The following is a 23,584-nucleotide window of genomic DNA, read 5'->3' on the forward strand; positions in this document are numbered from 1 at the left end:
TCAAGGCGGCGGATGCGTCGCCAGCGCACGCCACTGCGGCAGGCAGTGTGCCGCCAGAACGGTCACCCAGTTCGAATCGGCCGGATCGAAAGCCAGGCCGTGGCGCGGGCTGACGAAGAAGCCGCCAGCGCGAAAAGCATCGGGGTCGTGCTCGCGCAGGTAGGCCTGCAACGACGCGAAGGGCACGGCCACGCCGCCCGGCAGGTACAGCACGGTCGCGCGCTGCGTCACCTCCTCGAGCCGGCCGGTGCTGTCCTGGAACCGGTAGACGACGTGGCCGTAGTCGAGCTCGTGCAGGCCGACGTCGTTGAGCGCCTCGCGGCGCGGCACGCCGTGCAGGCGGCGCAGCTCGTCCATCGTCGTGGTGAACGGCAGGTCGTCGACGGTGACGAAGGGGTCGAGCTTCATGCGGAGGACCAGCCGGGCAAGCCGCGCACCGGCTCAGGCGCACTCGCAAAGCATGTACAGCGCCGGCCCGTCCGGCGTCACGATCTCGCGCACGGCGCGGAAGCCGGCCTTCTGATAGCAGCGGATCGCGCGGGCGTTGGTCGGGTCGGGATCGGTCTGCACGCGCGTCACGGCCGGGTCGGCGAAGAGCTGCCGCACCAGCGCCTTGACCATCGCCGTGCCCAGGCCGCGGCCGAGCAGATCGGCCTCGCCGATGAACTGGTCGATGCCGCGCACGCCGGGATCGGTGATGTCCTCCCACCAGCCGTCGCCGCTGCCCATCGCAACGTACGACTGCGCGAAGCCGACCGGGCGGCCGTCGAGCTGCACGATGTACGGCGTGACCTTCTCCTCGGCCATCACGCGCGGCAGGTAGCTGGCGCGGAAGCGCTCGAACGACCACGCGGCTTCGTCGGCGTCCCACCATTCGGCCACGTGCGGGCGGCCGATCCATTGCTGGAGCATCGGCAGGTCGTCGTCGGTCATCGGGCGCAGCGCGACGCGGGCGGGGGCGATCTGGAGCGAGGCCATCGACGCACTCTAAGCCAGTGCGTCGACGTGCCGCCCTTCGAGCTCAGGCCGCGGAGGCCCTTCGCTTGATCGCTGCGATGGAAATGCCTTCGTTCGCTTCGTAGCTGCCCTCGCCGTGCAGGCGCGGCGTGGTGGCGGAGCCGCCATGGTGCAGCGCGATGACCTTCCAGACGCTGTTGAAGACCGGGCTACCTGAACTGCCAGGATCGGTGGGCGTCCGGTAGTGCACCAACCGCTTGTCATCGTCGATGTCCAGCAGCAGGCTGTCGTGCAGCGACACCTGCAGACCGCTGCCCTGCGGATGGCCAACGACGAACGCTTTGGCCTTGCCCTGAAGCGTCGGCAGCGGCAAGCTGCACTCCAGGCTTGCATGGCTCGGGGCCAGATTGGCAAGACGGACGACCGAGACGTCGAGGTGATCGCCGTCGGCGCATCGATACCCCAGCTCGGCCGGCTTCGACGAGAAGAGCAGGTTGCCGGCCACTTCATGGAACACCGGCGCCTTGGTGGCCAGCGATTCGACTTCGAAGCTGACCAGCGCGTCACCCGGGGCAATGGCGTTGGCGACGTCATTGCTGATGACATGCGCATTCGTCACGAACACGGGCGCCGGCCCCCAGGCCTCCGACAGGCAGTTGCCGGCGACCAGGAAACCCGTGCCCAGACGTTCACCGGAGCGATTGGAGACGCAGCCGATCGATGCGCACGACTGCACCATGCGCGTGAGCAGGCTCAGGCTGATGCCGCGTTCGCCGGAAAAATTCTTCTCCAGGTGCGCGGGGTCGGCATCGAGCTGGCGCGCCATGTCGCGCAACTGATCGCGCGACACGGTCATGCGCGATTGGGTACGCAGCAGGTGCGATGCGATGATCCCAGTGAGACGGCTTGCCAGGGCCGGACCGGGGCCGACGGCGCGGCCCTCCCAGATCTCGCGCAGCTGGCGGTCGTAGCTGTCGATCGCGAACGGTGTGGTGTCCGGGTGATGAAGAAAGCGGTACAGCCACAACTCCGCGTCCTCGGGCAGGTCGAGTGCCAAGGCCGCTTCGGACAACGTGGCTGCCATCCAGTAGTCACCGGGATTGCGCAACCACTGCGCCAGCAACTGTTGGCGCAGCTCATTGGCCAGGCTCGATGCGGTCGTCCCGTCGTCGGCAATCGATCCGAGGCCGTCACGCTCTTGCCGGCACAGCAGTGCCACGCTGTTGATGCCATGCCAATAGGGCCGGGCCGGATGCTGGCGGTAGGTGGTCAGGTAGCGCTTGATGCCCTCGCGCAGCCGTGCCGGCTCGCCGTCGGCCACGAACCGCTGCTTCTCGATGCGGCCGAGCAGGCCCTGGTGCTCGGCGGCCTCTTTCGGCGACGGCGCATCGGCCCCCTGCCCGAAGCGGGCGATGCTCCGATTCAACACCTGCTCCGCCGCGTCGAGCGCATTCAGCTCGATCAGCGCCTGTGCCTGCAGTCGCGCGATCGTGGCATCCGGCGCTCGCAGAGCCTGCCACGCCTCGGTGATCGAGCGGCTGGCCTCGAAATGGCGCGCCGAGTTCAGTACCGTAGCCGCCTTCTGAACGCCTTCCCGGGTGACCGGACATCTGGCGTCGCGCAACTCGGAGGCAATCGACTGTGCGGCTTCGCCAAGCTCCCAGGGCTGTGCGTCGGGCAGTTTTCCGGTCAGGAGAATCCGGGCGCGTTCCTCAGGTGTCGCCGGCCGCATCGCATCAACCTTCTGTGGCCGCCCGCCGGAGTTCGCGACGAAGCTGCGTGCCGGCGAGGTAGTGCGTGATGGTGTGCCGCCACTTGCCCCAGTTCGACTCCTCGATGTCGACCACCCGCTTGCCGCTCACTTCGGCATAGTCGTTGACGAACTTCGGATCCGCGCCGCACACCGGATCGAGCGGGTCGTAGACATTGATCCAGTGCCCCAGCTTCTCGGCCGGAAAATCGACACTGTCCTGGCCCTGGGCCTTCAGTTCGTCCTGGACCTCCTGGACCCCGAGCGGCGAACCCAGCGTGAACAGCGTATCGACCGGCGGGCATTCCGCGCAATTGCGCAGCACGTCGTAGGCCAGCATCGTGCCCATGCTGTGCGAGACGACGATCACACGATCGGCCTGCTGCCGCGCCTGCGCGACCTGCGCCAGCACGAGCGAGCGCAGGTGCTGGCGCACCTTCACGCGCTGGCCACCGGGGCTGTCGAACTCCTTGTCGAACAGGTAGTAGTAGGCCTCCATCGCAGCCTTCTTGATCACGGCCTGCTTGATCGGCTCGGGCAGCCAGCTGGCGATCTCGAGACCCGCCGCCGCGGCGCCCTCGTGCGTCGAAGGCGGCGCCGGCTGGAGCACGGGCTGTGCGCTCAGCTTGGCCTCGAAGCCGGCCAGGAAAGCAGCTTCACGCGCGTTGGCCGGCACGGCGGCCGGCGCCGGCGCATCGGCACCACCGAGCACCTCGGCCCGCACGACTTCGAGCCCCTCGAAGGACTCGTAAGCGGAGTAGTCCGTGTCGTACGCCTTGCCGTAGAAGACATCGGCCCAATACACGAAGTGATCGGTGATGCCCTCGGCCTCGAGCACCAGCCCATCGTTCGGCGGCTCAAACGCCGACGGCATCGGGTTGTCCCGCCCGAGCCAGTCGATCCAGATCTCGCGCAGTTTCTCGGGCGGCGGCTTCTTCGCCAGGCCGTGGATGAAAACGATGGCAGCGCTCACGAGACCTCCCGCATCGGGGCGACGGAAAGGCGACTTTGCCTCGCAGGACAAAGAGTGCGCAAGCTGCGCTGTCGTCAATTGTGAGGAACCGGACGAGAACCCAGGCCACGCATTCGGCCCGCGACTCCTATGCTTTCCCATCGGAGACGACCATGCCCCTCTACTCCCTGTTCATCGTGCGTCCCTTCGGCATCAAGGGCGGCTTCGATTTCGACCTCGTCGAATCGGCCCTGATCCGTCCCGCACTGGCGAAGCTCGAAGCGCGCCACGGCATTCGCGTGACTGGCGGAACCACCGGGGAGATCGTCAAGCAGGGAAACATTCGCACGGACATGTTCCGCCAGCTCGTGGTCAGTGATCTCGTGATCGCCGACGTGTCCATCCACAACGCCAACGTGTTCTACGAGCTTGGCATCCGCCACGGCCTGCAACAGCGACACACCGTGCTGCTGCGATCGGAAGTCGACGACAAGAACTCCTATCCCTTCGACCTGCAGAGCGACCGCTATTTCCTGTACGACCGCGAGAAGCTCGCGGACGGCGTGGACCGGCTCGCCGAGACACTTCGGCTCAGCCTTGCCGACCCGGGCAAGGACAGTCCGGTCTTCCAGCAACTGCCCAAGCTCAGGCCGCACGCGCGCAGCGAACTGATACCGGCGCCGGCAGATTTCCAGGAGGAGATCGCGCGCGCAGTCAGCACGCGCGATGTCGGCAAGCTGCGTCTGATGGCGCAGGAGCTCGACGGCCTCGAGTGGCGAACCGAAGGCTTGCGCCTGGTGGGCAATGCGCAGTTCATGCTGAAGGCGAACCATGGTGCGCGGGTGACGTTCGAAGCCTTGCGCGAGGTCGACCCGAACGATCTGCTGGCGAACCAGCGCCTGGGAACGATCTACCAGCGCCTGTCGCGCACCGCACCTGAAACGGACCGGGCGGACCTGCTGACGCGTTCCGACCTGGCGGTGAAGCAGGCACTCGCGGCGGCCGGCAACGGTGTCGACCGAGCCGAGGCACAAGCGCTGCTCGGCAGCAACGCCAAGACTCGCTGGATCGACGAATGCCGCGCTGCCGCGCCCGCCTCGCTCGCGCGGCAGGCCCTGCGCTCGGCCCACCTGCAGAATGCCCTCGATGCCTACCTCGGTGCGATGCGCCATCGGCTGGATCGCCACTACCCGGCCATCAATGTGCTCGCGTTGCTGAAGATCCAGGCCGCGCTGGCGGCCGCAGAACCCCAGGTCTGGCAGGCGCGCTTCGAGGGCAACGACGATGCCGCGCGCGCCTTGCAGCAGCGTACGCGCACCGCCGATCGCGTGGCCGCACTGCTCGAGCTGGCGCTCGACCGCGACCCTGTGGTTGGCCGCCCGGCGGATCTGGATGACTGGGGCAAGAGCAGCATCGCCGAACTCGTCCTGCTGACACGGCCGGACGACGAAGAGCGTGTTCGCGCAGCCTACGTTGGCGCGCTCAGCTCGGCAGACCAGTTCACGGTCGAAGCCACGCGCCGGAATCTCGAAGTCTTCCAGCACCTGGAGTTGTTCGAGCCGGCGACGAGCGCTGCCCTGCAGGAAGTCGCGAGCCTGCACCCGGCGGTGGATCCGCCTCCGCCACAGCGTGTCGTGCTCTTCACCGGGCACATGGTCGACCGCCTCGGGCGCCCCCATCCCCGTTTCCCACGCACCGAACGCGCAGAGCAGATCGCGCAGCAGATGATCCGGAAGGCCTTGGAGGAAGAGTCGAATCTCGGCCCCATCTCGCTGGCGCTCGCCGGCGGTGCATGCGGTGCGGACATCCTGTTCCATGAAGCCGCCGCTGCAGCCGGCATCGACCACAAGGTGTGGCTGGCACTGCCCCCTGATCGTTTTCAGGTCACCTCGGTGCAGCATGGCGGACCTTCGTGGGTGGAGCGCTTCAGCCAACTGCGTGCGACAGCCGCGGCGCGCGTACTGCAAGATGCCGAGAGCATGCCGCTGTGGCTTGCCGAGCACGGGGGCTACGATGTGTGGCAGCGCAACAATCTCTGGATGATGTTCACCGCCCTCTCGCTTCAGGCCAGCCATCTCACGCTGATTGCACTGTTCAATCCCGTCCTCGATGCCGACGGTCCCGGCGGAACCCGTCATCTGCTCCAGGAAGCGCGGAAGCACCAGTTCAAGGTGGTCGAGCTCGACGCGCGAGAGCTGCTCGGCTAGCGCCGACGCACCCAACGCGCCACATCCCCGAAGGTCGCCACCCAGTAGCGCTGCGGATGCGCGGCCAGGTGCCGCAGCAGGCGCTGGTGCGCGTCGACCGGGATCGACAGGTAGTCGCCGCCGATGCCGTGCAGGATGATGCTGGCCAGTGCGCGGCCGTTCGAACCGGCCGCCGCGCGTTCGACGAAGCCGATCAGCGCATCCGCGTCGGCATTCACCGGCGCCCAGGAGCCGATCGCATGCAGGTCCTGCGCCAGCACGTCGGCGGTCACGCCACCCTCGCTGACCTTGATCGCGACGAACATCGGCTTCACCAGTGGCAGGAACGGCTCGCCGCCGGCCAGCACGTCGCCGCAGGGCGCGGTGAAGGTGCGTTCGGTGCGACCGTCGATCGCGTGCAGGAAGGCATTGGCCGTGGCGATCTCGTCGCGCACCGCGGCGGCCGTGGTGCGGTCGAGGTCGCGCGGCGGCGTCACCCAGTCACGGCCGGGGCCGGCCGTGCGCGAGCAGGGGTGGAAGACGGTGTGGTTGCCCAGCTCGTGGCCGGTCCGGGCGGCGGCGCGCCATTCCGGCAGGCGCTTCGCGACCGTCTCGCTGGCCAGCGTCAGGTAGAAGCTGGCCTTCAGGCCGAGCGCATCGAGCGCCGGCAGCGCATGGTTCAGCTGCGACGGCAGCGCATCGTCGTAGGACAGGCTGACGGCGATGCGGGCACCGCCGGGCCAGGCGAACGGCGTGTCGGATGGCCGCTGCGATTGCGCGTCAGCACGAGGCGCGCCACAGAAGGCCACCAGCGCCAGCAACACCACCCGCACGAACGCGAGGCGCTGCCGCGCGCGGCGGCTCACCGCTGCATCGCCGCCGCCGGCACGCTGCCGGCCGCGCCGACCCCCATCCGCGCAGCGGCGGCGGCGCAGTAGTCGCGCACGTAGGCCTCGTGCTTCGGCAGCTGCATCACCGTGCGCTGCACGCCGGCGCGGATGCTCTCGAGGAAGTGCCCCAGCTCCTCGTCGCCCATCAGGTCGGCGGTGGCATTGCCGCGGCGCGGCACGATGCCCTGCCCCAGCATCACCTGGATCCACGAGTTCTCGGCGAACAGCTCGTTCGGTGCGCGGAACACGCGGCCGCTTTCCTGGAACAGCTCGATGCGCTGGCGCAGCGACGCGGGGATGTCCATCTCGCGGCAGGCGCGCCAGAACGCGGTGTCGTCGCGCTGCGTCACGTGGTAATGCAGCACGATGAAATCGCGGATGTGCTCCATCTCCCAGCGCGTCTGGCGGTTGTATTCGTCGACGTCGGCGTCGCAGATGCCCTCGGACGGGAACAGCTGCATCAGCTTGATCGCGCCGCGCTGGATCAGGTGGATGCTGGTCGATTCCAGCGGCTCGATGAAGCCGCCGGCCAGGCCGATGGCGACCACGTTGCCGCGCCAGGCTTGCGCACGCTGGCCGGGCCGGAACTTCAGCACCCGCGGCGGCGCGAGGACCTCGCCCTCGATGCGATCGAGCAGCAGGCGCTTCGCGTCTTCGTCCGCGAGGTGCCTGCTCGAATACACCATGCCGTTGCCGACGCGGTGCTGCAGCGGAATGCGCCATTGCCAGCCGGCTTCGCGGGCGATCGAGCGGGTGTAGGGAATGGCCTCGCTGACAGACGCTGTCTGCGCCGCGACCGCCGAATCGCAGGGCAGCCAGTGCGACCAGTCCTCGTAGGGCACGCCCATCGTCGCGCCGATCAGGAGCGAGCGGAAGCCGGTGCAATCGATGAACAGGTCGCCCTCGATCTCGCGGCCGCCGTCGAGCCTGAGCGCCTTGACATGTCCTCGATGGTGGCCACCGTCTTCATGCGTCAGCACGTCGACGATCCTGCCTTCCACCCGCTGCACGCCCAGCGGCTCGCTGAAGCCGCGCAGGAAACGCGCATAGCGTGTCGCGTCGAGGTGGAACGCGTAGTTCATGCCGGCGCGCGGCAGGTGCGCGAAGCGGCCTTCGCGCGCGGCGAGGTGCTCGGCGCAATAGTCGCCGTATTCGGGCGAGGCCAGGCCGCGCTCGCGGCCCTTCAACCAGAAGTGCTGGAAGCCGGCGCTCCAGTGGTCGCGGCCGGTCAGGCCGAAGGAATGGATGTACTGGTGGTCCTTCGCGCGCCAATGCTCGAAGCCGATGCCCAGCTTGAAGGTGGCCAGGGTCGCGGCCATGAACTCCTGCTCGTTCAGCTCGAGCAGGTCGTGGTAGACCAGCAGCGTCGGGATCGTCGCCTCGCCGACGCCGACGGTGCCGATCTCGTCGGACTCGACCAGCGTGATCTGCAGCCGCTTGCCCAGCGTCTTGCCCAGCAGCGCGGCGACCATCCAGCCGGCGGTGCCGCCGCCGGCGATGACCACGCGGCGGGTCGGCGTGCGGGTGCTCGAAGGCGTCGGGTTCATCGGCGGGTCTCCGTGTCGTTCGGGTCGGGTCAGCGATTGAGCTTCTGCAGCAGCTGGGCGCGCAGCCGGCGCGACGCGTCGGCATCCAGCGGCGCCAGCACGCCGCGCGCGTGCTCGGGGATGTGGGCCGCGGTCATGTCGTCGGCGCCGAACACGTAGTGCTCGAACAGCGCGCGCCACGCGTCGCGCTGCTCGGGCGGCAGCTCGCGCACGCACATCATCGTGTGCAGCAGCGCGGCCACCGGCGCATCCATGTGGGCCGGCGAGCGCCGCCACCAGTAGTTCACCAGGACGTTGAACGGCGCGGTGGCCTCGACGTGGTGCCACCACAGGCTGGGGATCAGGATCGCGTCGCCCGGGGCCAGCTCGGCGCCGCGGGCACGGCGCGCGGCCTCGGCATAACGCGGGAAACGCTCGAGGTCGGGGGCGTTGATGTCGACGAGACTGACCGGCTGGCCGGCGGGTGTGAAGTCGAGCGGGCCGACGTAGAGGTTGGCCACCTCGGCCGGCTCGAACAGCGTGAAGCGGCGCCGGCCGGCGACCACGCAGGCCAGATTGGCCGGCAGGTCCTGGTGCGCGGCGATGCGCGTGCGGTTGCCCAGCCACACGCTCATCAGCGGCTGCAGGATCGGGCCGAAGCCCAGGTCGTTGTGCGCGCGGAAATCCGGCAGGCAGGTGTCGACGGTCGTCGAGCCGACGTAGATCGCCGGCGCGTCCGCATCGCCATGAACCTGCGCCAGCGCGTCCAGCACCGCACCGAAGGGCTGCCGCTCGGCGCGGAAGTTGAAGTCGGTGAAGGCCTCGTCGTAGAAGAAGCGGCCGCGGATCTCGGGCGGGCCGATCCAGGCATTGACGGTGGCGTCGCGCCAGCTGCGGCGCAGCAGCTCGCTGATCGCGGTATCGCCTTCCAGGGCCGCCTGCACGGCGGGCCAGGGGCGCACGAGGCCACGGATCACCAGCGGCTCGGTGGCGTCCAGCAGCGCAACCGGCAGCGCGGCCGGATCGATGCCGGACACTTCGCGCACCGGCGTCGGCATCGGCAGGTGGACGCTCATGTCGGATGTCAGCCGGCGCGGCGGTTTCGGCGGTTGCGGCGCTCGACCAGCGCGCGCAGCTGCGACAGCGAGGCGATCTGCATGTGGATCGGCATCAGGTGGCCGTCGCGGCTCAGGCGCTCCAGCGTCGCGCCGTCCAGGGCCGCGAGGCGCTCCTCGTCGATCGTGTAGAAGCCGGCGAGCCGGTGCGTCGAGCCGTCGTCGAGCTCGACGTCGAAGACGAAGGATTCCAGCAGCTTCAGCTGCAACAGCGTTTCGACGAAGGCCGGCGTCGCGCCGATGCCGTCGTTGAGCGTGCGCAGCAGCGAGGTGATGCGCTCGAGGTAGTCGCTGGAGCCGCCATGGGTGCGGAACAGCGACTCGCCGGCGGCACCGTCCACCAGCCGCGGACTGTCCATGTCGACGTGCAGCATCAGGCTCTCGCGGCCCTCGTGCACGCTGCGGCCGATCAGGAAGGGCTCGCGCTCGATGGCCATCGGCAGGTACGCGGCATCCCAGCCGGTCGCGGACAGGAACAGGTTCTCGCCGGCCTCGAAGCCGAACAGCGCCAGCGGCTGGAAGCCGGTGCCGTCCGCGGTCTTCTGGAACACGATCGGGTAATGCGCCTGCACGCTGCGGAACTCGGCAGGAAAGGTGATCGCCGACATCACCGCGTCGCCGAGCTCGGGCGTGCGTTCGGTGCGCACGCGCAGGTCGCGGTGGTCGATGTTGTTCAGCAGCACGGGGCGGGTCATCGGGTTTGCTCGCAAGGAGAAGGATCAGACGGCGGACTGGCCGTGGCGGCGGATGTGCTCGATCAACGCGCGGTGGTCGGGCAGTCCGGCGAGCATACGGCGCGTCAGGTCGGCAGCGGCACGGAAATGGCCGTCCGCCGTGCGATCGGGCCGCGGCAGCGTGTCGGGGCGAAAGCCCATGCCGTAGAGCACGTACTGCCAGCTGGCCGACGGGAACACCTCGTCGTTGCGCGTCAGGTCCACCCGCGATGGGCTGCGGTGCCGCCAGAGCTGCAGTTGCTCCTGAAGGCGCGCGGGCATCGACGCCTCGCGGCGGTTGTCGCGCCAGAAGTCGCTGTCGTCGCGCCTCGACAGCGCGTAGTGCAGCTTCAGGAACTCGATGATGCGGGCCCAGCGGTAGGTGAACGCCTCGTTGAAGCGGCGCGCGACGATGTCCACCGCCGCGCGGTCGCGCGGGAAGTCGTCGGCCAGCATGGCCGCCGAGAGTTCGATCAGCGCGAGGGCCGAGGCTTCCAGCGGTTCGATGAAGCCGGCCGACAGACCGATCGCGACGCAGTTGCGGTGCCAGAAGTGTTCACGGTGACCGGGGTCGAACGAGATCTTGCGCGGGGCGCCGATGTCGCGCGGGCCACCGCTCGCCGCGATGTAGGCGCGCAGCGCCGCTTCGGCGGACGCGTCATCGGTGTGCGCGCTCGAATAGACGTGGCCGATGCCGCGCCGGCTCGACAGCCCGATGTCCCAGATCCAGCCCGCGGCCTGGGCGGTCGAGATGGTCTGCGATGCAATCGGCGCATCGTCACGTGCATACGGCACCTGCAGCGCCAACGCGGTGTCGCAGAACAGCACGTGGCGCTGCGAGACGAAAGGCACGCCGAAGTGCCGGCCGAGCAGCAATGACGGCAGCCCCGTGCAGTCGACGAAGAGATCGCCGGCCACGAGGCCATGGTCGCGTGTCTTCAGCGCGGCGATGTCGCCGTTGTCGCGCGACTCGATCGCCACCATCTCGTCGAGCACATGCTGCACGCCCAGGCGCTCGACGCAGTGCGTGCGCAGCCACGGGCCGAACTTGCCGGCATCGAAGTGGTAGGCGTAGTTCGCGATCGACGCGTACTCGGGTGTCTGGGCCTGCTTCGGCGCACGATGCTCGGCACACAGATGCGGCTGCGGGCCCACGAGGTCGGCGAAGGGCACGTGCGCGGGGCCGTGCAGCCAGCCGGCGACGAGGTCGGCGTCGCCGTAGCCCTCGGGCAGCGTGAACGGGTGGTAGTAGCGATCGCCGTCGGCCAGCGGATCGCGGCCGCCGATCCAGCGGTCGAAGCGCGACCCCTGCTTGAAGCTGGCGTCGCATTCGCGCACCAGCCCCGCTTCGCTGACGCCGATGGTGCGCAGCGTGTCGCGCATCGTCGGCCAGGTGCCTTCGCCGACGCCGATCGGCGCGCGGTCGGGCGATTCGAGCAGCGTGACCTGCAGGCCGCCCGGCTCGCCCGCCGGGTGGCGCGCGGCGAGCACACCCGCCACGAGCCAGCCGGCGGACCCACCGCCGACGATCACCACCTGGCGGACCTGCTGCATCGAACCCCCTCGCCTACTGCGCCGACGCCAGCGGCGTCAGAACTGCCAGCGCGCTCCCAGCATGTAGCGGCGGCCGGTCTGCGTGATGTAGACCAGTTGCTCCTTCGCGCGGCCGTGCAGGCGCTGCACGCCGTCGTTCAGATTGATCACCTCCGCCTGCACGGTGAGATTGTCGGTGAGCTTGTAGCCCACCGTCACGTCCCACTGGCCATAGGGCTCGGCGTACACCGGGTTGGGCAGGCCGCTGCCGTCGACGCGCGCCACCAGGAACTTGTCGCGCCAGTTGTAGGCCGCCCGCACCGAGAGCTTCTTGTCCTCGTAGAAGCCGACGAAGTTGGCCGAGTCCGACAGGCCCTCCAGCGCGAACTGCTCGCCCAGGCTCGCGTTGTTGTACTTCAGGTCCGACGACACCTTGGTGTAGTTGGCCGAGACGCCGAAGCCGGTATTGCCGAAGACGTGCTGGACGTTGAACTCCAGGCCCTTCAGCTTCGCGGACTTCTGGTTCGCCGGCACGGTGATCGCAAAGGTGGCGATCGGATCGCCCGGCTGGCCGAGGATGGTGCCGGCGGCCTTGTTGACGCCGTTGCGGCCGTCGTAGTTGTTGAAGATCCAGGTGCGGATGCAGCCGAGATCGGTGGCCGAGCAGCCGCCGCGCGACACCGCCTCGTTGAACAGTGCGCCTCCCGCAGGCGTCGCCAGGTTGAACGGCGACTGGGTGATCGTCTGCACGCCGACGTAGTTGTCGATGGCCTTGTGGAACGCGCCCAGCGACAGGTAGCTCGACTTCGCGTAGTACCACTCGAAGGACAGGTCGAAGTTCTTCGATTCCAGCGGCTTCAGCCCAGGGTTGCCCTGCGCGCCGGTGCCGCCGTTGACCCGCGCCAGCTGGTTCAGCGTCTGCCCGCCCTGGATGTCGCCCCAGCCCGGCCGGCCGATCGATTCGCCGTAGCTCGCGCGCAGCTTCATGTTGTCGGTCAGGTCGACGTCGAAGTCCAGGCTCGGCAGCACGTACTCGTACTTGCCGGTCAGCGTCGTGAAGCCCGGCGCGCCGAACTGCACCGAGAACTCGTTGTTGCCGGTCCACAGGATGCCGGTGGCCGTGGGCACCAGCGCGGTCGACGTCACCTTGGTCTTCTCGTAGCGCACGCCGGCGGCCACGTGCATCGGCAGGCCGAGCTCGAAGTCGCGGTCCCACTGCACGTGCGCGCTGGTGGAGTTCTCGCGCACGCGGCGGTCGGTGGTGAACTTGTCCGAGGCGAGGTACAGCGACGGATCGCCGCCGACCTGCGCGGCGATCGCGCGCACCTTCTCGAAGTCCCAGACGAAGAACTGGTTGAAGAGGTTCGAGTCCCCGCTGCCGGGCATCTGGCCGAAGTACTGGCGGATCGTGTCGGCACGCCACAGGTCGTCCGGGTAGTCGGACGCGCTGGTCGCGCCGCCCCAGGTGTCGCGCTGCACGTTCGAGAAGGCCGAACGGTTGTCGACCTTGGTCGCGCCGACGCCGAAGTTCAGCTGCGACACGTCGTCGATCTTCCACTTGCCCGAGACCTGCGCCTGTTCGACGCCGGCCTTCATGTAGCTGTTGCGGAAGGACGAGCCGGTGACCAGCATCTTCGACGCGTCGATGCCGGGACCGGCGATGCTCAGCACCGGGAAGTCCTTCGTGAAGTCGACGGTCGTGGTGCCGCGAGTGTGGCTGGCCGCGCCGAGCACCGAGTTCGTGCCGTAGGGGCTGTTGGCACCGGACGTGGCGGTGGACTTGTGCGCGTCGAACTCGAAGCTCAGCTTGTCCGAGGCCTTCCACGCCAGGTTGAAGCCGGTGGAGTTGTTCTCGTTCTTCGTCGCGTAGTCGGCGCCAGCCATCGCGATGTCGCTGTTCGCCGGCACGATGATTTCCGAGTAGGTCTTCGGCGCGGCCACCGGACCGTTGGTCCACGACGTGACGGTCGGGCCGAAGTTGAACCACGCCGACAGCTCGTTGCGCCGCGTATGGACCTTGTTCTCGGAATAGGTGTGGTCGAGCGTGGCGCGCAGGCCCTTGAACGGCTCGAACTGCAGCACCAGCTGGCCGTTGGTGCGCTTGCGCTCGACGCCGTTGAAGCTGTAGAGCAGGTTCTGCGGCACCGAGTAGATGTCGTTCGGGCCGGGCCGGTTGGTGATGTTCTCGCTGCCGGGCGTGCCGGGCTGGGGAATCGTGCCCCAGTTGTTCTCGTCGCCCTTGAACGCGCGCCAGCCGTTGGGCACCGCGGCCTGGTTGTAGCCCAGGTGGCGTTCCTGGTAGCTGCCGCTGATCGCGATGCCGAAGCGGCCGTCGCCGAAGGTATTGCTGAAGATGCCGGAGATCTCGGGCGTCACCGAGTCGCCCTGCAGGCGATCCGGCAGGCGGCCGGCGGAGTCGTCCTTGACGCCCTTGATGCCGATGCTGGTGCGCAGGCCCGGGTTCTCCAGCGGGCGCGCGGTCTTGATGTTGATCGTCGCGCCGATGCCGCCGGTGGGCGTGCTGGCGCGGCTGGTCTTGTAGACCTCGATCGCGGCGACCGATTCGGACGCCAGGTTCGCGAAGTCGAACGCGCGGGAGTTCGACGCGCTGGTCTCCTCGATGCGCGAGGCCGGCATCTGCCGGCCGTTCAGCAGCACGAGGTTGAAGTCCGGGCCGACGCCGCGCACCGTCACGCGCGAGCCTTCGCCGATCGAGCGGTCGATCGACACGCCGGTGATGCGCTGCATCGATTCGGCGAGGTTGGTGTCCGGGAACTTGCCGATGTCCTCGGCCACGATGCCGTCGATGACCCCCTGCGCGTTGCGCTTGAGGTCCATCGCCGATTCCAGGCTGCGGCGGATGCCGGTGACGACCACCGTCATCGGGGCCTGGCCTGCCGCGGCGGCCTGGCCGGCCGGTGCGGTGGCGGGCGTGGTGGCCTGCGCGACGACGGTGGGGGCCGGCGCTGCGGCCGAGGGCGCCGACGCCGCCGCTGCGGGCGCAGAAGCGGAGGCCGCCGCCGCGGGCGGCGTGGCAGCGGTCTGCGCCAGCGCGGAACCGACCCCGCCGCACGCCAGCCCGCAGGCCGCCGCCAGCGCCGAGATGCGAAGGACCGGGCGCCGGCCGTGACCCGAGTGGACCGAGGGCAAGGAATTCATCAGCGTTGTCTCCGGTGAGAAGAAGGACCCGTGGCGCTGCAGGCGGTCTTGGCGGCAGCCCTTCGGGCCTGCAGCGCTCGGTGTCGGGACGAGGGTTGTGGTTCGAGTTTCCGGTTCTAGAAAGCGCTTTCAGCGATTGACGCTTGAAAGCGCTTTCAGCATGATAGAGACCTTGTTGGCTTGTTTGACCTAGTAGTCACCCGGAGTTGTGCGGTTCGAACGCGCGTTGCGAGGGACGGCAGACATCCGTTGTGTTCTTAACTTCAGTAGTCACCCCGGAGTTGCGGGTGCCTACATCCGCGAGGGGGCTGACTTGATTGGAGCTGGACGGTTGATGGGTGTTGTCCTGGGTGGGGCGGTGATGGCGGGGTGTGGCGGGACCGGGGGTGCGGCGCCTGAGCCGGCACCGGCGCCCTCCCCTGGGCCGGCACCGGCGCCGCAGACGTTGGCGGTGCCGGCGGGCTACCGGCTGGTGTGGGCGGACGAGTTCGACAAGGCAGGGCTGCCCGATGCGTCGCGCTGGGACTACGACACCGGCATGAACAAGCAGGGCTGGTTCAACAACGAGAAGCAGTACTACGCGCGGGCGCGGCTCGCGAACAGCGAGGTGCGCGACGGGCGGCTGGTGATCACCGCGCGGCGCGAGGAGATGCGGGACCAGGCCGACTGGGGTGGCCAGAAGTACAGCTCGGCGCGGCTGCTGACGCGCGGCAAGGCCGAGTGGACCTACGGCTTCTTCGAGGTCCGCGCGAAGATGCCCTGCGGGCTCGGCACCTGGCCAGCAATCTGGATGCTGGGCCTGGGGCAGTGGCCGGCGACCGGCGAGCTCGACATCCTGGAGCACCAGGGCAGCGCGCCGGAGAGGGTGTTCAGCACGGTGCACACCACGTCGGGCCATGGCGCCCAGGGCGTCACCGGCGCCACGTCGCTGCCGACCGCCTGCACCGCGTTCCATGACTACCAGATGCTGTGGACGCCGCAGCGCGTGAGCTTCGCGGTCGATGGCCGGGTGCATCACGTCGTCGACAACAAGGGCAGCGGCGCGGCGCAGTGGCCCTTCGACGCGCCGCAGTTCCTGATCCTGAACCTGGCGATCGGCGGCGACCTGGGCGGGCCGGTCGACGACGCGATCTTTCCCGTGAAGTACGAGATCGAGCACGTCCGGGTCTACCAGGCGCCGTGACCGGCGCGGCGGCGGCTAGTGCAGCCGCCGCCCGTCGGCGCCGAAGCCCATCGCCGCATCGGGCATCGCGCGCAGGTAGACCACCTGGCCCGCCTCGAGCATCGACGCACCGTCGTTGATGCGCAAGGTCAGCAGCGGCTCGATGCCGAACACCCGCACGTGGGCGATCACGCTGTCGCCCAGGCGCTCGGCCAGGGCGACCGTGGCGGCGATGCCGTCGTCGACGGTGCACAACTGCAGGTGCTCGGGCCGCAGGCCGATGCGCCGCGGCGGCGTCGCGAAGCGCGCACCGGATGCCGACTGGGCCACGGCCTGCCACAACGCGACATGCTCGGCGCTGGCGCCCGCCGACGGCGGTGCATCGATGAAATTGATGCGCGGCGCGCCGAGAAAGGCGGCGACGAACTCGGTGTCCGGCGCGCGGTACACCGCCATCGGTTCGCCCAGCTGCTCGATGCGGCCGTCGTTGAACACCGCGATGCGGTCGCCCAGCGTCATCGCCTCGACCTGGTCGTGCGTGACGTAGACCATCGTCGTGCCCAATGCGTCGCGCAGCCGCGCCAGCTCCACCCGCATGTCGACGCGCAAGCTGGCGTCGAGGTTCGACAGCGGCTCGTCGAACAGGAAGACGCGCGGGTTGCGCACGATCGCGCGGCCGATCGCCACGCGCTGGCGCTGGCCGCCCGACAAGTCCTTCGGATAACGGTCCAGCAGCTTGGTGATGCGCAGCGTGTCGGCCGCCTTGCGCACCTGCTGCTCGCGCTCGGCCTTGCCGACGCCGGCCATGCGCAGCGCGAAGGCCATGTTCTCGGCCACCGTCATCTGCGGGTACAGCGCATAGCTCTGGAACACCATCGCCGCGCCGCGGTCGGCCGGGTGCAACTCGTTGGCGCGCCGGCCGTCGATCTGCAGTTCGCCGTCGCTGATCTCCTCGAGCCCGGCGATCAGGCGCAGCGTGGTCGACTTGCCGCAGCCCGAAGGCCCGACGAAGACCATGAACTCGCCGTCGCGGATCTCGAGGTCGATGCCCTTGATGACCTCGGTATCGCCGAAGCGCTTGCGCAGGCCGCGCAGTGAGAGTTGTCCCATCGCGAAAATCTCCTGCTCAGGGCCGCGCGGCTTTCTGCCGGGCCAGGAAGTCGCGGAACCACAGTGCACTGTCCTTCAGCGTGCGCCGCTGCGTCGCGTAGTCCACATGCACGATGCCGAATCGCTTGCCGTAGCCGAAGGCCCACTCGAAGTTGTCGAGCAGGCTCCACACCATGTAGCCGGTGACCGGCGCGCCCTGCGCGATCGCGTCGCTGACGGCCGCCACATGCTGCGCGAGGTAGCGCGCCCGGTCCTCGTCGTGCACGCGGCCGTGCACCACCTGGTCGGCGAAGGCGCCGCCGTTCTCGGTGACGATCAGCGACTTCACCGGATAGTCCCGCCCCAGGTTCACCAGCAGCTCGGTCAGGCCGCGGGGATAGATCTCCCAGCCCATGTCGGTGGTCTCGTGCCCGGCGTCCTTCGCATCCCAGGGTTCGGCGGCGCTGACGACCGAGCGCGTGTAGTAGTTGACACCGAGGAAGTCGATCGGCTGCGCGATGTCGGCCATGTCGCCGCGCTGCACCAGCGGTGCGTCCGGGCCGAGCGCCTGCAGCACGTCATCCGGGTACTTTCCGTGATAGATCGGATCGAGGTACCAGCGGCGCAGCTGGCCGTCCTCGAGCCGCGCCTTGTCGCGGTCGGCCTGCGAGTCCGTCGCCGGGTGGAAGGGCGACAGGTTCAGCACGATGCCGAGCTCGGCCTGGGCGCCGTCGGCCCGCAGGGCCTGCAGCGCCAGTCCGTGGCTCAGCAGCAGGTGGTGCGACACCTGCATCGCCAGCGCGCGGTTCTTCAGGCCCGGCGCGAAGACGCCGGTCTGGTGGCCGAGCACGGCCATCACCCACGGCTCGTTGTGCGTGGTGATCGAGCGCACGCGGTCGCCGAGGCGCCGGTTGACATGCTGCGCGTACTCGACGAAGCGGTGCACGGTGTCGCGCGCGCCCCATCCGCCCTCGTCCTGCAGCGCCTGCGGCAGGTCCCAGTGGTTCAGGGTCAGGTAGGGCGTGACGCCGCGGTGAAGTGCGCCGTCGACGAGCCGCTCGTAGAAGTCCATGCCGGCGGCATTCCAGGCGCCGGCGCCGTCGGGCCGCACACGCGGCCACGAGACCGAGAAGCGGTAGGCCTGAACGCCCAGCGACGCGACGATGTCCAGGTCCTGCGGCCAGCGGTGGTAGTGGTCGCAGGCGATGTCGCCGTGGCAGCCGTCGGCGATGGCGCCGGGGGTGTGCGAGAAGGTGTCCCAGATCGACGGCGCGCGGCCATCGACGCCGGCCGCGCCTTCGATCTGATAGGCACTGGTGGCCACGCCCCATACGAAGCCGGGCGGAAAGGGGGGCGTCATCCCGAGAGGGTCGTTCATGGTCGAGGCCGCGCCTTGCAAGGCCGGCGTGCAATGTTGAGAAGAAAAGGGGAGCGAGTGGCCGCTACTGCTTCACGGCACCCACCGTCAGTCCGGCGATCAACTGCCGGGAAGCGAGCGCGAACAGCACCAGCAGCGGCAGCACCGCCACCGCAGCGCCGGCCATCAGCGCGCCCCATTCGGTATCCGCCGGGCTCTGCAGGCTGCGCAGCGCCAGCGGCAGGGTGTAGTTCTCCGGGCTTCGCAGCACCACCAGCGGCCCGATGAAGTTGTTCCACGAGCTGATGAAAGTCACCAGCCCCAGCGTGCCGAGCGCGGGCTTCAGCAGCGGCAGGACGATGCGCGCATAGATCGACAGCTCGCCGCAGCCGTCCATGCGCGCGGCCTCGATCAGCTCGCGTGGCACGGCGCTCGTCACGTACTGGCGCATCAGGAAGATGCCGAAGGCGCTGGCCGCGCCGGGGATGTACAGCGCGCGCGGCTGGTCGATCCAGCCCAGCACGTCCATGATCATGAAGGTCGGGATCATGCTCATGAACGACGGCAGCAGCATCGTGCCGATCACCAGCGCGAACAGGGCCTTCTTGAAGCGGAACTCGAACATCGCGAACGCGTAGCCGCCCATCGAGCAGAACAGCAGCGTCAGCCCGGTCGACATCAGCGCGACGTAGAGGCTCCAGCCGAGGTTGCGCCAGAACGGGATGCGTTCGCCCAGGATCTTCAGGTTCGCCAGCAGGTCGTCGCCGAACCACGACGGCGGCGGCAGGCTGAAGATCTCGGTGCGCGAGTGCGTCGCGAACACGAACATGAACCAGAACGGCGCCAGCATCAGCAGCGCACCGGCGCCGACGATGGCGTAGGCAGCCCAGGTGCCGCGCGCGGCGGTCTTCATCGTCCTCACTTCAGCCCCCGGCCGATGGTCTTGTGGATCAACCACGTGATCCCGCCCACCGCGATGAACAGCAGCCACGACATCGCGCTGGCGGCGCCGAAGTCGTTGAAGTCGAAGGCGGTGCGGTACAGGTACACCGCCGCCGTCATGCCGGCCTGGTCCGAGCCGCCGCGGCCGTCGGGCGTCAGGATGAAGGGCTCCTCGAAGAGCTGCAGGCCGCCGACCACGCTCAGGGTCACGCCGAACAGGATCATCGGCTTCAGTCCGGGCAGCGTGATGTGGAAGAACTGCTGCAGCGGGCTGGCGCCGTCGATGGTCGCGGCTTCGTACAGGTCGCGCGGAATGGCCTGCAACCCGGCGAGGTACAGCACGATGTTGAAGCCGACGTAGCGCCAGAACACCAGCACCGCGATCGCCGGCTTCAGGTGCTCGGGGTCGTTGATCCAGTCGATCGACTGCTCGGGCATCAGCGCGCCGATCACCGGCCAGCGCGCGATGCCGGCGATGACCTGGTTGATCAGGCCGTAGTCGGTGGAGTACAGCAGCGTGAAGACGATGGCCACCGCCACCGTCGACGTGATGTAGGGCACGAACCAGGCGCCGAGGATGAGATTTCGATAGCGCTTGAAGGCCGCGTGGATGAAACACGCGACCGGGATCGCCACCAGGTGCTGCGGCACCCCGGAGGCCACCGCCAGCCACAGCGTGTTCCACATCGATTTCCAGAACCACTCGTCGCTCAAGGCGAAGGCGAAATTGGACAGCCCGACGAACTGCATGGCGCCCAGGCCGCTGGTCGGCTCCCAGGTCTGGAACGCGAGGTAGAGCGAGAAGCCGAGCGGGAACAGCCCGAAGACGCAGAACAGCGCCAGGAAGGGCAGCAGCAGCACGTAGGGGGCGCTGCGCGCTGACACGCGCAGCCGGCGCGTGGGCAGCGCGGGCGCGGCCGCGGGGCCCGCGCCGCGCAGGGACGGTGGGGTGGTCATCGGGGACGTGGTGGTTCCGTCGAGCGCCATCTTCGCGGCTTTCGTCAGCGGTGCGCGCGCTGCTTCAGCAGCCGCTCGGCATCGCCCAGCGCGGTCGGGATGTCCTTGCCGCGCAGCAGCACCTTGTCGAGCTCGGTGTTGATCACCTCCTCGGCGAAGCGGTCCTGCTTGTGCACCGCCGGCGCGGTGATGCGGCGCGCTGCTTCGCGCCACACGGTGCGCGCGGCCTGGCCGCCGAGGAACGGGATCGGCTGCTCGAAGAACGGGTCCTCGTAGGTGTCGACCGCGGCCGGGAAGGCGTCGTGCTGCTGGAAGGCCTGCAGTTGCAGCCGGCGGTCGGTGGTCAGCAGGGTCGCAAGCTCCCAGGCCAGGGCCTTGGTCGCCGGGTCGGATGCACGCGGGATCGCGTAGAACGTGCCGCCGTAGGCGGCGAACGACCCTTCGGGCAGCTGTGCGGCGCGCCACAGCCCGCGTGTTGTCGGCGCGAGCCAGTTGTTCAGGTGGCCGGCGAGCCAGGCGCCCATCATCTGCGTCGCGATGCCGCCGCGGCGGAAACCTTCGGTCCAGTCCGACGACCACGAGCCGACCTTGGCATCGAGCTTCGCGCGCCGAACCGCCCGCGCCAGCTCGAAGGCGCGCGCGTAGTGCGGCGAGTTCACCCGCACGGTGCCGTCGCGGCCGAAGTAGATGCCGTCGCCCGGCGTCACGCCGGCGCGGATCAGGATGTCCTTCATGTCGCGCGCATGCGCGAGCAGGTAGGCGCCGGTGGCCGCCTGGATGCGCCGGCCGGCCTCGACGAAGCCGTCCCAGCTGCGCGTCAGGTCGGCCTCCACCAGGCTCGCGCGCTGCAGCAGGTCGGCGCGGTACAGCAGCGTTCCGGGGCCGACGTCGGTCGGCAATGCGACGATCTCGCCGCGCGCATTGGTGCCCTGCTGCAGCGCATAGGGCACGAAGCGCGGCCGCAGCGCCTCGGCGTTGAACGGCGCGCGCCGCAGGTCCTCGAGCCCGTGGCCGAGCGAGAAGCGGCCGACGTAGTCCGCCTCCAGCGCGAACAGGTCCGGCAGGTTGCTCTGGCTCGACAGCGCCGTCGTCATCGCGACGTGGTGGTCCGACGCGCGCCGGCTGACGATCTTCAGCTCGATGTCCGGATGCAGGTCGCGCCACGCGGGGATCGCGCCGGCGACGATCTTGTCGATGGCCGGGAAGGCCGCGACCGTCAGCGTCTTCACGGCGCCCGACGCACCCGTGGCGCGTGACGCCGCCAGACTGCTCGCCAGCAGCGCCGAACACGGGCGACCCGCACCGATCACGGCCGCCGACCACCCCAGCACACGACGGCGCCGGAGGCTCGAGTCAGAAGAACGGCCGCGAGAAGACATGAAGCTGCGTTGGGCTACGTTGAAAGCGCTTTCAGCATTTTGAGCGGCCTGCGCTGAAGCGTCAACTCAGGGTATTCGCGGGCTCCGGGCACCCGCACGGCCTCACACATCTTGACGATGCGCCCGACGCCTCGCGACATCTAGAGTGCCCGCCAGTGCTGCGGCGTCCCGCCGCTGCCACAGGGAGGCCATGTGGAAGATTCGACGCCCCGGGCGCGCCGATGCCGGCGCCTCCTGCCTGCCAGCGCGGCGCTGGTCGCCACCGGGTGGCTGCTGGCCAGCTGCGGCACGCTGGATCCGCACGTCTTCTCCGACCGCATCCACGACCCGAAGCGTCCTGCGCCGCAGTCGCCTGCGCCGCAATCGCCCGCGCCGCAGGGAGGCGCGGACAACGACGCCGTGACGCTCGACGCAGCCTACGCCGACGCCGCTCAGGCTCAGCGCCGCTACCTCTCCGCCATTGCCGAGCAGGGCAATGCGATGCCCAAGCTCTCGGCAGCCCTGATCGGCCTGTCTGCCGTTTCGCTGTTCAAGGGCGTCACCCATCCGAACACCAAGGACCTCGCCGGCGCCGGCGTGCTCGGTGGCGCCGGCTGGGCCTATGGCAACACGCTGATCTCGCGGCCGAGACTCGATGTGTACCGCGCCGGCGCCGAGGCGCTGTCGTGCGCGATGACGGCGGTCGAACCGCTGCGTGTCGGGCGCACGCAACTCGGTGCAGCCGACGACGACGCGGCCAAGCGCACGGTCTACGGTGCGCTGCGACGGCTCAATGAGCAGGAGCTGCACGCGCAAGGCCGTATCGACCAGTTCGACGCGCTGCGCCAGCCGATCACCCTCACCACGCTTCGGCCGGCACCGCCGAAGCGGGTGCCGATTGCCGAGAACTGCGACACCATCGACGATCCTTCGCCGGCGCGCAAGCGCGCGCTGGTGGACGAGTGCAAGGCCAGGCCGCCGCGCACCAGGCTGGTACCGGGTGGCCCGCCGACGGAAGAGCGCGAGACCTTCGAAGCGCCGCCGGCGCTGCTGTCGGCCTTCAGCGCCGTGGACCGCGAGATCAGGCGGGCGCAGGCCACCGAAACCAGCGCCGATGCGGCGGTCCGCGCGCTGGCCGCCGCGGGACCTGCGCTGTGGCACAAGTCGCTGAACATCCAGCTGAAGGTGAGTGCGGAAGTCGACAAGACGGTGCCCGACCTGGCGTCGGTGCTGGCCGCGGCCAAGGGCATGCCGTCGGTCGCCGGTTCGATCAGCGGGCTCGACTTCGCGGCGCTGGACCGCAGGAAGACGCCCCGCGAAGGTCAACAGCAGTCGAGCGGCAAGCCGCGCCCGGAAACGGCCGAGGACCGTCGGGCCATGAACGTGTTGCTGGATGCCGCACAGCGCCTGGCCCGCGCGCGCATTTCGCTCGAAGCCCTCGTGCATCCGTTCACCGGCCTGACCGACAGCGCGCTGCGCGAAGCGATCAACGCCTGCTCGGTGCGCACCACGGGCATCGAGCTGAAGGTCTCGCCGGCCGCCGGCGAGATCTCGGTGGCGGTCGGCAGCAGCGCGGTCTTCTTCGTCTCCGGCGGCAGCGGCGCGCCCTCGGCGCAGGTTGTCGTGGGTCCGAAGTCGGAGGTCGCGATGCGCACCGAAGGCGGCCAGTTCCGCTTCGAGTACACGCCGCCGGCGAGCGCGCAGCCGGGCGATGTGGTGGCGCTGCGTTTCACCGACGGTGGCGGCTCTGCGCACCACTTCGTGCTGTTGCGCATCATCGCCGCGACGGTGGACGCGAAGGCCGAGAACGGCGCGGCGGACAAGCCGGCCAACGAGCCGGTCAAGAAGGCCGACGCCGGCGCCGCCGCGGCCAAACCGGCGCCGGCGGCCTCCGTACCCGCGGTCAAGAAGGCCAATACCGCGCCGGTTTCCTGAAGG

At 69.1% G+C, this 23,584-nt stretch carries 18 protein-coding genes; 3 read left to right on the top strand and 15 right to left on the bottom strand.

Features of this window, described 5'->3' with window-relative positions:
• Genes P1K89_RS21825 through P1K89_RS21840 form a run of 4 tightly spaced genes read right to left on the bottom strand, consistent with a single transcriptional unit; the run spans position 1 to position 3,758 of the window.
• On the bottom strand, positions 1–408 hold the full coding sequence (locus P1K89_RS21825) for a hypothetical protein (protein WP_284618637.1): 408 nt from the start codon (positions 406–408) through the stop codon (positions 1–3).
• A 33-nt stretch (positions 409–441) separates the two neighbouring features.
• Positions 442–963 (bottom strand): GNAT family N-acetyltransferase, encoded by a 522-nt coding sequence (locus P1K89_RS21830; protein WP_439898025.1) that lies wholly within the window; start codon positions 961–963, stop codon positions 442–444.
• Between the two features lie 58 nt (positions 964–1,021).
• Entirely contained in the window at positions 1,022–2,689 is a 1,668-nt protein-coding gene (locus P1K89_RS21835) for a serine protease (RefSeq protein WP_284618639.1), read from the bottom strand.
• Between the two features lie 4 nt (positions 2,690–2,693).
• A complete protein-coding gene (locus P1K89_RS21840) occupies positions 2,694–3,758 on the bottom strand; it encodes a lipase family protein (RefSeq protein ID WP_284618640.1) in 1,065 nt (354 codons plus the stop codon).
• Between the two features lie 74 nt (positions 3,759–3,832).
• On the opposite strand from P1K89_RS21840, the gene P1K89_RS21845 reads away from it, so the two are divergent.
• Positions 3,833–5,866, top strand: coding sequence for a tetratricopeptide repeat-containing protein (locus P1K89_RS21845; RefSeq protein WP_284618641.1), 2,034 nt, complete (start codon positions 3,833–3,835; stop codon positions 5,864–5,866).
• On the opposite strand, the gene P1K89_RS21850 is transcribed toward P1K89_RS21845, so the two are convergent.
• The 6 genes from P1K89_RS21850 to P1K89_RS21875 are packed head-to-tail and all read right to left on the bottom strand — an operon-like array spanning position 5,863 to position 14,781.
• Positions 5,863–6,711 carry a polysaccharide deacetylase family protein gene (locus tag P1K89_RS21850; protein ID WP_284618642.1) on the bottom strand — a complete coding sequence of 283 codons (849 nt, stop codon included), beginning with the start codon at positions 6,709–6,711 and terminating at the stop codon, positions 5,863–5,865. The two genes, P1K89_RS21845 and P1K89_RS21850, sit on opposite strands and share 4 nt — an antisense overlap.
• Complete coding sequence (locus tag P1K89_RS21855) at positions 6,708–8,282, bottom strand: tryptophan halogenase family protein (protein WP_284618643.1); 1,575 nt, start codon at positions 8,280–8,282, stop codon at positions 6,708–6,710. Before P1K89_RS21855 ends, P1K89_RS21850 begins: the two co-directional genes overlap by 4 nt.
• 29 nt (positions 8,283–8,311) lie before the next feature.
• Positions 8,312–9,337, bottom strand: coding sequence for a cupin-like domain-containing protein (locus P1K89_RS21860; protein ID WP_284618644.1), 1,026 nt, complete (start codon positions 9,335–9,337; stop codon positions 8,312–8,314).
• An 8-nt stretch (positions 9,338–9,345) separates the two neighbouring features.
• A complete protein-coding gene (locus P1K89_RS21865; RefSeq protein WP_284618645.1) occupies positions 9,346–10,071 on the bottom strand; it encodes a SapC family protein in 726 nt (241 codons plus the stop codon).
• Between the two features lie 24 nt (positions 10,072–10,095).
• Positions 10,096–11,643: a tryptophan halogenase family protein gene (locus P1K89_RS21870; protein WP_284618646.1), complete on the bottom strand. Its 1,548-nt coding sequence runs from the start codon at positions 11,641–11,643 to the stop codon at positions 10,096–10,098.
• 36 nt (positions 11,644–11,679) lie between these two features.
• Complete coding sequence (locus P1K89_RS21875; protein WP_284618647.1) at positions 11,680–14,781, bottom strand: TonB-dependent receptor; 3,102 nt, start codon at positions 14,779–14,781, stop codon at positions 11,680–11,682.
• Positions 14,782–15,232: 451 nt separating this feature from the next.
• Here P1K89_RS21875 and P1K89_RS21880 point away from each other — a divergent pair, with 451 nt between their 5' ends.
• Positions 15,233–15,964 carry a glycoside hydrolase family 16 protein gene (locus P1K89_RS21880; RefSeq protein ID WP_284618898.1) on the top strand — a complete coding sequence of 244 codons (732 nt, stop codon included), beginning with the start codon at positions 15,233–15,235 and terminating at the stop codon, positions 15,962–15,964.
• A gap of 15 nt (positions 15,965–15,979) precedes the next feature.
• On the opposite strand, the gene P1K89_RS21885 is transcribed toward P1K89_RS21880, so the two are convergent.
• From P1K89_RS21885 to P1K89_RS21905, 5 genes are all read right to left on the bottom strand, one after another.
• Complete coding sequence (locus P1K89_RS21885) at positions 15,980–17,053, bottom strand: ABC transporter ATP-binding protein (protein WP_284618648.1); 1,074 nt, start codon at positions 17,051–17,053, stop codon at positions 15,980–15,982.
• Positions 17,054–17,069: 16 nt separating this feature from the next.
• Positions 17,070–18,392, bottom strand: a complete 1,323-nt coding sequence (locus P1K89_RS21890; protein ID WP_284618649.1) for a GH1 family beta-glucosidase — start codon at positions 18,390–18,392, stop codon at positions 17,070–17,072.
• An 82-nt stretch (positions 18,393–18,474) separates the two neighbouring features.
• Positions 18,475–19,302 carry a carbohydrate ABC transporter permease gene (locus tag P1K89_RS21895; RefSeq protein ID WP_284618650.1) on the bottom strand — a complete coding sequence of 276 codons (828 nt, stop codon included), beginning with the start codon at positions 19,300–19,302 and terminating at the stop codon, positions 18,475–18,477.
• 5 nt (positions 19,303–19,307) lie between these two features.
• The gene (locus P1K89_RS21900; RefSeq protein WP_284618651.1) at positions 19,308–20,288 is read right to left on the bottom strand and encodes a carbohydrate ABC transporter permease; all 981 of its coding nucleotides are present in this window, start codon (positions 20,286–20,288) and stop codon (positions 19,308–19,310) included.
• Between the two features lie 44 nt (positions 20,289–20,332).
• Positions 20,333–21,517, bottom strand: a complete 1,185-nt coding sequence (locus tag P1K89_RS21905) for an ABC transporter substrate-binding protein (RefSeq protein WP_284618652.1) — start codon at positions 21,515–21,517, stop codon at positions 20,333–20,335.
• Between the two features lie 342 nt (positions 21,518–21,859).
• On the opposite strand from P1K89_RS21905, the gene P1K89_RS21910 reads away from it, so the two are divergent.
• The gene (locus tag P1K89_RS21910) at positions 21,860–23,581 is read left to right on the top strand and encodes a hypothetical protein (RefSeq protein ID WP_284618653.1); all 1,722 of its coding nucleotides are present in this window, start codon (positions 21,860–21,862) and stop codon (positions 23,579–23,581) included.
• Positions 23,582–23,584: the final 3 nt, after the last annotated feature.

The sequence above is a fragment of the Aquabacterium humicola genome (assembly GCF_030167915.1).
Lineage (GTDB): Bacteria > Pseudomonadota > Gammaproteobacteria > Burkholderiales > Burkholderiaceae_C > Pseudaquabacterium > Pseudaquabacterium humicola.